Origin of the sequence: Lentzea sp. NPDC020367 (assembly GCF_044387305.1) — a bacterium.
Lineage (GTDB): Bacteria > Actinomycetota > Actinomycetes > Mycobacteriales > Pseudonocardiaceae > Lentzea.
Genome location: NZ_JBIRVV010000018.1, coordinates 93,452 through 105,289, shown reverse-complemented (window position 1 = coordinate 105,289; position 11,838 = coordinate 93,452). Strand labels below are relative to the sequence as shown.

Annotated in this window: 10 protein-coding genes; 5 read left to right on the top strand and 5 right to left on the bottom strand. The window is 69.0% G+C overall.

Annotation, left to right across the window (positions count from 1 at the left end; genetic code table 11):
- Window positions 1–10: 10 nt before the first annotated feature.
- Window positions 11–652, top strand: a complete 642-nt coding sequence (locus ACH413_RS42145) for a response regulator transcription factor (RefSeq protein WP_360046863.1) — start codon at window positions 11–13, stop codon at window positions 650–652.
- On the opposite strand, the gene sthA is transcribed toward ACH413_RS42145, so the two are convergent.
- Window positions 653–2,068 (bottom strand): Si-specific NAD(P)(+) transhydrogenase, encoded by a 1,416-nt coding sequence (gene sthA, locus ACH413_RS42140; protein WP_360046862.1) that lies wholly within the window; start codon window positions 2,066–2,068, stop codon window positions 653–655. It lies immediately after the preceding gene.
- 83 nt (window positions 2,069–2,151) lie between these two features.
- Here sthA and ACH413_RS42135 point away from each other — a divergent pair, with 83 nt between their 5' ends.
- Entirely contained in the window at window positions 2,152–3,189 is a 1,038-nt protein-coding gene (locus ACH413_RS42135; protein ID WP_360046861.1) for a 2-oxoglutarate and iron-dependent oxygenase domain-containing protein, read from the top strand.
- Here ACH413_RS42135 and ACH413_RS42130 read toward each other — a convergent pair.
- On the bottom strand, window positions 3,155–4,159 hold the full coding sequence (locus tag ACH413_RS42130) for a hypothetical protein (RefSeq protein WP_360046860.1): 1,005 nt from the start codon (window positions 4,157–4,159) through the stop codon (window positions 3,155–3,157). The genes ACH413_RS42135 and ACH413_RS42130 overlap by 35 nt on opposite strands.
- A gap of 146 nt (window positions 4,160–4,305) precedes the next feature.
- On the opposite strand from ACH413_RS42130, the gene ACH413_RS42125 reads away from it, so the two are divergent.
- Both ACH413_RS42125 and ACH413_RS42120 read left to right on the top strand, forming a co-directional pair.
- Window positions 4,306–4,974 (top strand): DNA alkylation repair protein, encoded by a 669-nt coding sequence (locus ACH413_RS42125; RefSeq protein ID WP_360046859.1) that lies wholly within the window; start codon window positions 4,306–4,308, stop codon window positions 4,972–4,974.
- A 10-nt stretch (window positions 4,975–4,984) separates the two neighbouring features.
- On the top strand, window positions 4,985–5,548 hold the full coding sequence (locus ACH413_RS42120) for a GNAT family protein (RefSeq protein ID WP_360046858.1): 564 nt from the start codon (window positions 4,985–4,987) through the stop codon (window positions 5,546–5,548).
- Here the strand turns inward: ACH413_RS42120 and ACH413_RS42115 are convergent.
- The 3 genes from ACH413_RS42115 to pheS all read right to left on the bottom strand — a co-directional run bounded on the left by ACH413_RS42115 (window position 5,517) and on the right by pheS (window position 9,935).
- Window positions 5,517–6,014: a hypothetical protein gene (locus ACH413_RS42115; RefSeq protein WP_360046857.1), complete on the bottom strand. Its 498-nt coding sequence runs from the start codon at window positions 6,012–6,014 to the stop codon at window positions 5,517–5,519. The genes ACH413_RS42120 and ACH413_RS42115 overlap by 32 nt on opposite strands.
- Window positions 6,015–6,384: 370 nt before the next feature.
- Entirely contained in the window at window positions 6,385–8,862 is a 2,478-nt protein-coding gene (gene pheT / locus ACH413_RS42110) for a phenylalanine--tRNA ligase subunit beta (RefSeq protein WP_360046856.1), read from the bottom strand.
- Window positions 8,863–8,867: 5 nt separating this feature from the next.
- A complete protein-coding gene (gene pheS / locus ACH413_RS42105; protein ID WP_360046855.1) occupies window positions 8,868–9,935 on the bottom strand; it encodes a phenylalanine--tRNA ligase subunit alpha in 1,068 nt (355 codons plus the stop codon).
- Window positions 9,936–10,072: 137 nt separating this feature from the next.
- Between pheS and ACH413_RS42100 the strand changes: the two genes are divergently transcribed.
- Window positions 10,073–11,836, top strand: a complete 1,764-nt coding sequence (locus tag ACH413_RS42100; protein WP_360046854.1) for an HSP90 family protein — start codon at window positions 10,073–10,075, stop codon at window positions 11,834–11,836.
- Window positions 11,837–11,838: the final 2 nt, after the last annotated feature.

Below are 11,838 nucleotides of genomic sequence, written 5' to 3'. Positions count from 1 at the left end.
GGTGGCTCGCGTGATCCGAGTTCTCATCGCCGATGACGAGACGTTGATGCGTGCGGGCATCCGGTTGATCCTGGAGAACGACCCCGAGATCACCGTGGTGGCCGAGGCGAGCGACGGCAGGCAGGCCGTCGAGCTGACCCTCAAGCACACGATCGACGTAGCGTTGCTCGACATCCGCATGCCCGGCGGCGATGGCCTGAAGGCCGCCGAGCAGATCGCGTCGAGGGTCAACGTCGTCATGCTCACGACGTTCGGCGAGGACTCCTACGTGGCGCAGGCGTTGAAGGTCGGCGCGACCGGGTTCCTGCTCAAGGACACCCCGCCGCAGGAGCTGATCACCGCGGTCCGCAAGGCCGCGCAGGGCGAACCGATCCTCGCCCCGCAGATCACCAAGCGCCTGATCGAGAAGCACCTGCTCGCGCCGAACGACGGGCCGGACGCGCGCCGCAAGATCGACGCGCTCACCGACACCGAACGGGGCGTGCTCCGGCTCGTGGGCGAAGGGCTGTCCAACACCGAGATCGGCGAGCAGCTGTTCATGGCGACCGGCACGGTGAAGGCGCACATCAGCCGGATCCTGCCCAAGCTGGAGTGCGCCAACCGCGTGCAGGCCGCCATCGTGGCCCACGACGCCGGCCTCACCCGGTCGTGATCACCGGGTCGAGAAGCGGTCCAGCGCGCGGATCTTGTTCGTGGCGTCCAGGGCCGCGATCTTGTAGGCCTCGGACAGCGTCGGGTAGTTGAAGACCGTGTCGACCAGGTAGTCGACCGTGCCGCCGCAGCCCATCACGGCCTGGCCGATGTGCACCAGGTCCGTGGCGCCGGTGCCGAACACGTGCACGCCGAGGATCTTGCGGTCCACAGTGGACACCAGCAGCTTCAGCATGCCGTACGCGTCGCCGATGATCTGGCCGCGCGCGAGCTCGCGGTAGCGGGAGATGCCCACCTCGTACGGCACCGCGGACGAGGTGAGCTCGGTCTCCGTCGCGCCGCAGTACGAGATCTCCGGGATCGTGTAGATGCCGATGGGCTGCAACGCCGTCAGGTCGTGCACCGGCTCGCCGAACGCGTGGTACGCGGCCAGGCGGCCCTGGTCCATCGACGTCGCGGCCAGCGCCGGGAAGCCGATCACGTCACCGACGGCGTAGATGTGCTCGACGGGCGTGCGGTAGTGCTCGTCGACGCTCAGCCGGCCGCGGTTGTCCGCTTCCAGCCCGGCGGCGGCGAGGTCCAGCTTCTCGGTGGTGCCCTGCCGGCCGGCGGAGTACATGACGGCGGAGGCCGGGATGCGCTTGCCGGACGCCAGCGTCGTGATGGTGCCGCCCTGCGACACTTCGACGTTCACGACCTTCTCGCCGAAGCGGAACGTCACGGCCTGGTCGCGCAGGTGGAACTTCAGCGACTCGACGATCTCCGGGTCGCAGAAGTCGAGCATCTTCTCGCGCTGCTCCACGACCGTCACGCGGGTGCCGAGGGCCGCGAACATCGACGCGTACTCGATGCCGATCACGCCCGCACCGACCACGACCAGCGACGACGGGATCTCCTGCAACGCGAAGACCTCGTCGGAGTCGAGGATCCGCTCCTCGTCGAAGTCCACCACCGAGGGGCGGGCCGGCGTCGTGCCGGTCGCGATGACGATGAACTCGCCGGTGATCGTGGTGTGGTCGCCGCGGTGGGCCCCGTCCACCGTCACGGTGTGCTCGTCCACGAACCGGCCGAAGCCGTTCAGCAGATCGATGCCGTTGCGGTGCAGCTGCGCGCGCACGACCTGGACCTCACGGCCGATCACGTGCTGCGTGCGAGCCATCAGGTCGTTGATGGTGATGTCCTGTTTGACGCGGTAGCTCGCGCCGTACAACTCGCGCTGGCTCATGCCCGTCAGGAACATGACGGCTTCGCGCAGCGTCTTCGACGGGATGGTTCCCGTGTTCGCGCAGACACCGCCGACCATCTCCTGCTTGTCGATGACCGCTACCCGCTTGCCCAGTTTCGCACCCGCGATCGCCGCCTTCTGGCCACCAGGGCCAGAGCCGATGACGATCAGGTCGTAGTCGTACGGCGTCATGGTCGTCAGCCTACTAAGACGGATTCGATTCCACCCCCGAACGAAATATGAACCTTGCGATGAATTGTGTCGTGCGTGAGTCCATGACAGGACTTCGCACCTTCCGTCTTCCCACGACCGTCACCGGTTCGGACGACGACGCCGCGCTCGGCCGCCGGCTCATCGAGGCCTGGCAAGCCGACGGGATCCTGCAGATCGCGACCGACGCGACTCAGGACCGGACCACAGCGGAGGCAATGGCCGCCAGCAGAAGGTTCTTCCACGGATTGACGCTCGAAGAAAAGTCACGGTTTGTGAGCGACCTGACCTATTCCGGTTACATCGCGTCCGGAGAAGAGGTCACCGACGGCATCGCGGACTATTCGGAGATCTTCACGATCTGCAAGGACGTTCCGCTCGACGACCACCGCGTCACGGGCAAATGGCCGTGCCACGGACCGGTTCCCTGGCCGGACGACAGCTACCGCGACGCCATGCGGGCGTTCATGACGATGCTGGGCGGCACCGGAGAACGTGTCCTTCAGCTGACAGCTCTGGGATTCGGGCTCGACGTCGACACGTTCACCAGGCTCACCGCGGACGGCTGGCACCACATGCGCGTGCTGCGCTTCCCCACCAGGTCCGAGACCGACCGCGGCATCGGCGCGCACACCGACTACGGGATGCTCGTGCTGGCCGCGCAGGACGACGTCGGCGGCCTCTTCGTGCGCCCGCCGATCGACGGCGAGGACCGGCCGCGCAACTGGCTCGCGGACGAGTCGGCGGCGGGCTGCTTCCAGGACGCCCACGGCTGGAACTTCGTCGCACCGATCGAACGCGTCGTCACCGTGTTCCCCGGCGACGTCCTGCAGTTCCTCACCGGCGGCAAGCTGCTGTCCACGCCGCACAAGGTGCTGCTCAACACCCGCGAGCGGTTCACGATGGCCTACTTCCACGAACCGAACTTCGAGGCCGTCGTGCGTCCGCTGGACGACCCGGACGGCGACACCATCCACTACGGCACGCACTTCACCGCGATGTTCATGCGCTGCTACCCGGACCGCGTCACCACGCGCCGGATCATCGAGGAGGACCGGCTGAAGGTGCTCAGCGAACTCCGGTCCGGGACTCGCCACTCCTGAACGGCAGCACCAGGTCGAGCAACCGGACCCTGGCGCGGTAGTCGGCGACGCGGTCCGCGAACGGCCGCTGCACGATCCTGTGCACGGCGTCCGCGCTCAGCCGCTCGTAGGCCGGAACCGTGTCGTTGCTCAGGAAGTCCCAGCGCGACACCCGGTCCGCGTAGTTGAACGCGGGCAGCGGACCGCCGAACAACGACCGGTACTGCGCCGGTGTCTTCCCGCCCGGCACCGGCATCGGGCCGGCGACCGTGATCGCGTACGTGACCATCTCGCCGGGCGGTAACAGCCGCGACCGCATGCGGTCGAACTGGTCGGCGATCACCAGGTTCTGCTCGCGGGACGAGAACTCGAGGACCGCCTGCGCCGGATCCGCCCACGCCGCGGTGGTGTCCGGGTCGATGACGCCCGCGTCGCGCAACTCCTGCACGGCCTGGATCCCGCCGTGCAGGTAGGCGGCGTGCATCGCGCCGAGGTCCATGAAGATGTGCTTCTGCATCGACATCAGCATCGACGAGAACCAGCGCAGCTCCGGGACCGTGCCGAGATCGAGCATGCCTGCGGCGAACGCGGGCGCGCCGATGTTCGCGAAACCCATCCACCGCAACGTGTCCGGGTACGTCAGGTAGAGCTTCGCGTAGAAGTCGTAGACGGCGAAGATCACCGCGCGGTTGGAGGCGGCGGAGCGTTGCGGGTCCCACTCGGACAGGTTGACGCCCGCGTCCTCGGCGGCGCGGACGATCCAGTAGTGCCACAGCAACGCCTTGAAGCGCGTGGGCGAGATGCCCTTGGCCCGGTATCCGGTCAGCGCCTGCTCCAGCGCGGCACGGTCGGACGGCAGATCGGGGTGCACTCCACCCCGCTGTTCGCCGTTTCCGTTCACCAGCGGCAGATCCAGGTAATCCACCGTGTCCGCTTTGGTAGCACCCATGCTGCCGAGCACGAGCGCCGCCACAACCATGAGCACGCGCATGAACGCGAACTGTATAGGGGCCAAGCACCCATTCTGTTCACAGAAGCCCCCGGTCAAGTGATGTTTTGCGAGTTCGTTAGCACTTTCGGTACCGATGGGGCCATAAATCTCAACAGGGCTACTCCTAATGCCTATACCGTTTGGGCGTGACACTTAAGGTTTCCTTGATCGACGCGGTTCGAGCGGGACTCGAGGAGCTCGCGGATCCGGTGAAGGCGCCGGAGATGCAGGCGTACATGAAGTCCGACATGCCGTTCCTGGGAGTGCAGAAACCCGGACGAGTGGCACTGCTGAAGTCACTGCCGCAGTTGCACGACCGGGACGAGTGGCTCGACGCGATCCAGACGTTGTGGCGCGAGGCCACCTATCGCGAGGAACGCTACGTCGCGCTCTCGCTGAGCGGGGATCGCCGATTCCAGTCCGTCGACCTGATGCCGTGGTTCGACGAGATGATCGTGACCGGCGCGTGGTGGGACTACGTGGACGAGATCGCGTCGAAGCGCGTCGGTCCGCTGCTGCGCTCGACGCCGGACGTCGTGCGGCCGTTGATGCTGAAGTGGTCCGTCGACGCGGACAGGTGGCGGCGGCGGACGTCGGTGATCTGCCAGCTCGGGTTCAAGGGCGCGACCGACGTGGAACTGCTGACGGCGTGCGTCGACGCGAACGCGGACGATCCCGACTTCTTCCTGCGCAAGGGGATCGGCTGGGCGCTGCGGGAGTTCGCGAAGACCGAACCGGGCTGGGTGCGCGCGTTCGTCGAGGCACGGCCTGGGCTGTCGCCGTTGTCACGGCGCGAGGCCCTCAAACACCTCTAGTGTCGATCAGATGGAGGGCAAGCACGTCAGGCTGGAACCGCTGTCGCTCGACCACGCCGAGGGGCTGTTCGAGGTCACCCGTGACCCGGACATCTGGACGTGGCTGCTGAGCAGTCAGCCGTCCCACGTCGACGAGATGCGCGCGTGGGTCTCCGAGGCGATCGCGTCACGGGAGGCGTTCGCGCAGATCGAGGTGGCCACCGGACGCGTGGTGGGCACGACGTCGTTCTACGAGGTCGTGCCGGAGCACCGCAGGCTGGTGATCGGCTACACGATCGTCGGCAGCGAGTGGCACGGCACGGCGATCAACCCCGAGGCGAAACTGCTGTTGCTGTCCGAGGCCTTCGACGTGCGCGGCGCGCTGCGGGTCGGCTGGTACACCGACGCCGCGAACGTGCGCTCGCAGCGGGCGATCGAGAAGCTCGGCGCGTCGAAGGACGGGGTGCTGCGGGCGAACATCACGAGGCCGGACGGAACGCAGCGGGACACGGTCGTCTACTCGATGGTGCCGGCGGAATGGCCGGCGGCGCGCGAACGGCTGGCTAGCCGTGTTTCGCGCGACCTGAGTAGGTGAGCGGGAAGACGAGCTCGGCGCACGCCGCCGGCACGTCCTGGGCGACCTCGACCTTCATCGTGACCTCGACCGCGCCTCCGGCGGGGATGTCCACGATGTCGGTGAGCGGGACGACGGTCAGCACACCGGCCGGGCAGCCTTCGACGCGCTGCTGGGTGGCGTCGAGCGGCTGACCGGGCACCGCGGACAGGCTCTCGACGATGATGCCGACGGGGTTCGGGTTGGACAGCCGCACCTTGCGCTCGCCCACGGCACCCGGCTTGAGCTCCACGGCCGCGCCGGAGATGTCGTTGATCTCGAACGGCTTGAGCTGCTGCATGCCGGACTCGCCGCTGCTCACGGAGTACGCCATCGCGGGCTGCACGGGGTCTGGCCAGGTGAGGTGCATGGCCGCCACGACCGCCGCGCCGAGCATCAGGATCGTCAAGGACACGGCGATCTCAAGGCGCGGACCCAGACTACGCATGGCGCAACTCTCCAGAGTTGTTGCTCCCAGGCGGTGGGTTCGCCAATAGCTCCCCACCGGACCGGCGACCAGACTCGCCCGGTGGTTCATCGCTTCGCCCCTCGGCCCTGGCGGGCCGCGTGGCCAATCTTGGAGAACCTTCACGTACTGCGCAAGCGTCCGACGGTTGCCGATTTCCCCTTGTAATGAAGGACCTTTGGCACCTTGACAGCTACGCAGGGCTACCACCTGCTGGTTTGATCCCAAATCCCGCAATTCGGCATTCAGCCGAACGAGCGAACTTTCATGGGCAATTCATCAGTGTGTCCTGGTGACGTGGAAAGGCCCGGGGTTCGTTGGCGAACCCCGGGCCCTCGTCCGTCGTGGCCGATCAGGCGCGCAGAGCCGCGCCCAGTCGTTCACCGGCGGCGGTGACGGCGGCATCGCGGGCCGCGGTCGCCTCCTCGACGGTCAGCGTGCGGTCCGGCGCCCGGAAGCGCAGCGAGTACGCGAGCGACTTCTTGCCCTCGCCCAGTTGCTCACCCGTGTACACGTCGAACAGGCGGATGTCCTCGAGCAGGTCGCCCGCGGACGCGCCGAGCACCTCGGACACCGACTGCACCGGGACGGAGGCGTCCACGACCAGCGCGACGTCCAGCAGCACCGGCGGGTAGGCCGAGACCACCGGGGCCGGGCGGTGGTCCTCCAGCGGCAGCGCGTCCAGGTCGAGCTCGAACGCCACGGTCCGCTTGGGCAGGCCGAGCGCCTCGATCACCTTCGGGTGCAGCTCACCGGCGTGCCCGACGGGCCAGTCACCGACGCGCAGCTCGGCACAGCGGCCGGGGTGCCACGGCAGCAGGTCCGACGCCACGACGCGCAGGGTGACCCCGTACGCCTGGGCGGCGCGACGAGCGGCCTCGACGGCGTCCGACCAGTCGGCGATGCGGCCCTTGCCCCACCAGCCGGCCAGTTCGCGGTGGCCCGTGAGGACACCGGCGACGTGCAGCGGCTGGTTCGGCAGCGCGGCCAGCAGCGAGGCCACCTCGGCCTCGGTCGGCCTGCGGTCCACGCCAAGCGCGGGCACGGGCACCTGCTGCGCGCGCGGCAGCGTCACCTGGGCGATGTTGTAGAGCGAGACGTCCTTCGCACCACGGGCCAGGTTCCGTTGGAGGGTCTCCAACAGGCCCGGCAGCAGTGTCGTCGCGAGGACGTTCTTGTCCGCCTCCAACGGGTTCAGCACACCGACCGCGTTGCGCCGGATGTCGTCGGCGGCCAGACCGAACGCGTCGAACACCGACGGGTCGATGAACGGGAACGGCTTGACCTCGACGAAACCGTCCTCGGCCAGCGTGCGCCACACCGTGCGGCGGCGACGCTGCTGCTCGGTCAGGCCGCGGCCGGCGGGAGCGGGCGGCAGCACGGAGGGAATCGTGTCGTAGCCCTCCAGCCGCAGCACCTCCTCCACCAGGTCGGCGGGCTGCACGAGGTCGGAGCGCCACGTCGGCGGCACGGCCGTGACGATCGTCTGGCCGTCGTCCGAGGTGGTCACGGAGACCTGGCAGCCGATCTGGCCGAGCCGGCGGGCCGTGACGCCACGGGCGTAGCGGACGCCCGCGATGCGGTCCGGCAGGTCGATCGGCATCGACACGGCCTCGGGCAGCGCGGGCGCGCCCACGTCGGTGCGGCCGGGCTTGATCTGGCCCTCGGCGTAGTGGTTGAGCAGCTTCGCGGCCCGCTCCAGCGCCACCGGTGCCAGCGCGGGGTCGACGGTGCGCTCGAAGCGCTTCGCGGCCTCGGACGGCAGCTTGTGCCGGCGGACCGTGCGCGCGATGGACGCCGGGTCCCAGTTCGCGGCCTCGAGCAGGATGTCCGACGACTTGTCGCCGACCTCCGTCGAGGCGCCGCCCATGACACCGGCGAGCGAGATCACGCCGGAGTCGTCGGCGATCACGATGTCGTCGACGTCGAGAGCGCGGACCGAGTCGTCCAGCGTCGTCAGCTTCTCCCCCGCGTGCGCGCGGCGAACCGTCAGCGCACCGGACAGGGAAGCGGCGTCGAACGCGTGCAGCGGCTGGCCCAGTTCGAGCATCACGTAGTTCGTGACGTCGACCGGCAGCGAGATCGACCGCATGCCCGCGAGCATCAGGCGGCGGCGCATCCACCACGGCGTGGGCGCGGTCGGGTCGACACCGGTGACCCGGCGCGCCACGAACCGCGAGCAGCCGGGACGGTCCTCGATGTGGACCGGCCACGCCTCGCCCTCGGGCTCGGGGACCTCGATCAGGCCGGGGTCGCCGAACGGCACGTCCAGCGCGCAGGCGATCTCACGGGCGAGGCCGCGGACCGAGAACGCGTAGCCGCGGTCCGGGGTCGGCGCGAGCTCGATGACCGTGTCGTTCAGGCCGAGCAGCTCCAGCGCGTCGTCGCCGGGCTGCGCGGTGCCGGTGGGCAGCACGAGGATGCCGGAGTGGTCGTCGCCGATGCCGAGCTCGTCGGAGGCGCAGATCATGCCCTGGGACACGCGGCCGTACGTCTTGCGCTCGGCGATCGAGAACCCGCCGGGCAGCACGGCGCCGGGCAGCGCGACGACGACCGAGTCGCCCTCGACGAAGTTCGTGGCGCCGCAGATGATGTTGTTGACCTGCTCGGGGCCGACCTCGACCTGGCAGTAGCGGATCGGCTTCTTGAACTCGGTGAGCTCCTCGATGGCGACGACGCGACCGGCGACGATCGGGCCGGTCACGGGACCGAGCGGGCTCACCTCCTCGACCTCGATGCCGATGCGGGTGAACGCCTCGGCGAGCTCGTCGGGCGTGGGGACTTCGTCGAAACCGAGGTGTTCGACCAGCCAGCTGACCGGGATGCGCATCCGGATCAGGCCTCCGTTCCGAATGGCTGGGTGAAGCGGACATCGCCTTCGACCATGTCGCGCATGTCCGGCAGGCCGTTGCGGAACTGCAGCGTGCGCTCCAGGCCCATGCCGAACGCGAAGCCCGAGTAGACGTCCGGGTCGACGCCGGTGGCGCGCAGGACGTTGGGGTTGACCATGCCGCAGCCGCCCCACTCGACCCAGCCCGCGCCGCCCTTCTTCTCCGGGAACCACACGTCGACCTCGGCCGACGGCTCGGTGAAGGGGAAGAAGCTGGGACGCAGACGGGTCTTCGAGTCCTCGCCGAACATCGAGCGCGCGAACGCGTCGAGCGTGCCCTTGAGGTGGCCCATCGTCAGGCCCTTGTCGACCGCGAGGCCCTCGACCTGGTGGAACACCGGGGTGTGCGTCGCGTCGAGCTCGTCGGTGCGGAACGTGCGGCCGGGGCACACCACGTACACCGGGAGCTCGCGGTCGAGCAGCGTGCGGGCCTGCACCGGCGAGGTGTGCGTGCGCAGGACCAGCTGCGAGTCACCCGGCGCGATGTAGAACGTGTCCTGCATCGAGCGGGCCGGGTGGTCCTTGCCGAAGTTCAGCGCGTCGAAGTTGAACCACTCGGTCTCGAGTTCGGGGCCCTCGGCGATCTCGTAGCCCATGGCCACGAAGACGTCACCGATGCGCTCGGCGAGCGTGGTGATCGGGTGGCGCGCGCCGCGCGGGAAGCGGTCCCAGGGCAGCGTGACGTCGACGGACTCCTCGCGCAGCACCCGCTCGTCGCGCTCGACCTGGAGCACGGCGTGGCGCTCGTCGAACGCCGTCTTGATCGCGGACTGCGCCTCGTTCACCCTCTTGCCCGCCTCGGCCTTGGCCTTGGGGGGCAGGGCACCGATCTCGCGGCGGGCCAGCAGCACGGGCGACCGGTCACCGAGGTGGCCGGGCTTGACCGCGGCCAGTGCCTCGAGGTCGGCAGCTCCGGCGAACGCCTCGCGCGCCTTCTGCACGGCCGCGTCGAGGTTCTCGGCCGACAGCGCCGCGACCTGCTTCGGGTCGTACGGGTCGTTGGCTCCGGACATGGTTGGTGGACAGCTCCCAGGTTTTTGATCCACACGCGGGACACTCGGTAATCAACAGGCCGATCCTAGTGGGTGCGCTGTTGACCGCTCCGGGAGCTTCCGTTAAAGAGCGGCATCGCCCTCATGTCGTCCCTAGGATGGGCGGCATCATGTCGCACACCTTCCGCGTCGACCTGCGCGGCATCATCGACCTGCTCAGCCACCACCTGTACAGCAGCCCGCGCGTCTACGTGCGGGAACTGCTGCAGAACGCCGTCGACGCGATCACGGCACGGCGCGAGCTCGACCCGTCCTGCCCCGCCGACGTCACGATCACCTGCGGTTCCACGCTGACGATCACCGACACCGGCGTGGGGCTCACCGAGACCGAGGTCCACGAGCTGCTGTCCACGCTCGGCCGCACGTCGAAGCGGGACGACCTGGGGTTCGCCCGCGAGGGGTTCCTCGGCCAGTTCGGCGTCGGCATGCTGTCGTGCTTCCTGGTCGCCTCGTCCGTGAGGGTCGTCACGCGGTCCTCACGCGGTGGTCCGGCCGTGCGGTGGGAGGCGGACTCGTCCGGCAACTACACCGTGTCCGTTGTGGATGGTGACGTACCGGTCGGTACGACGGTGGAGCTGAGTGCCTCGCGCGGCAACGAGCACTGGCTCGAAGCCGACGTCGTGCGGCCGTTGGTGAGCGACTACGGCGATCTGCTGCCGGCCGCGGTGACGCTGGACGGGGCCGTCCTGACCCGCGGCGAACGGCCGTGGGACGACGAGGACGCCGATCTCTCCGAGTACTGCGAGCAGGTACTGGGGTTCACGCCGTTCGAGGCGATCCCGATCGAGGTCGAGGCGGCGGGGCTGACCGGGGTGGCGTTCGTGCTGCCGTCCGGGGTCCATCCCGGGACGCGCCAGACGCACCGGGTGTACCTGAAGCGGATGCTGGTCGGCGACAACGTCGAGGGCCTGCTGCCGGACTGGGCGTACTTCGTGCGGTGCGTGGTCGACGCGTCCGCGATCCGGCCGACGGCGTCGCGCGAGTCGCTCTACCAGGACGAGATGCTGCTGGCGGTGCGCGAGGAGCTGGGCGAGCAGATCCGCGACTGGCTGATCAGGCTGGACGCGATCGAGCCGCGCCGGGCCGGTGAGCTGCTGGCCGCGCACCACCTGGGCATCAAGTCGCTGGCGCGCTCGGACGACGAGATGCTGCGGCTGGTCGAGCGCTGGCTGCCGTTCGAGACCACCGAGGGCGCGATCCCGTTGCGGCAGTTCAAGCGCAAGCACGGCGCGATCCTCTACATCCCGGACGTCGACGAGTTCCACCAGCTGGCACCGGTCGCGGCCGCGCAGGGCCTGGGGCTCGTGAACGCCGGCTACGCCTACGACATGGAGCTGCTGAACCGGCTCAGCGCGCTGGACGGTCCTGCCGTCGCGCGCCGGGTCGCGCCGTCCGAACTGCTGGCGGCGCTGGCCGATCCGGAACCGGAGATCGAGACGGCGCTGCGGTTGCGGCTGGCGGAGGGCGCGGCGGCACTGGACCGGCACGACTGCGACGCGGTGATCCGCGACTTCGACCCGGTCTCGTTGCCCGCGTTGCTGATCAGCAACGCGGAGCAGCAGCGCAAGCTCGACACCGAGCAGACCGCCGAGGAGGTGACGGACCCGTTGTGGGCGGAGCTGCTCGGGCAGCTGACCGCGGGCTCCGACTCCTCACGGCCGGAGCAGCTGGTGCTCAACTGCCGCAACCCGTTGGTGCAGCGGCTGGCGCGGTTGAACGACCCGTCGCTGGTGGAGCTGACGCTCGAATCTCTGTACGTGCACGCCGTTCTGCAGGCTCGGCGAGCGATGCGACCGAAGGACACGGCGGCGCTGAACCGCTCGTTCCTGGAACTGCTGGACCGCGCCGTTGGGGGTAAGTGAAC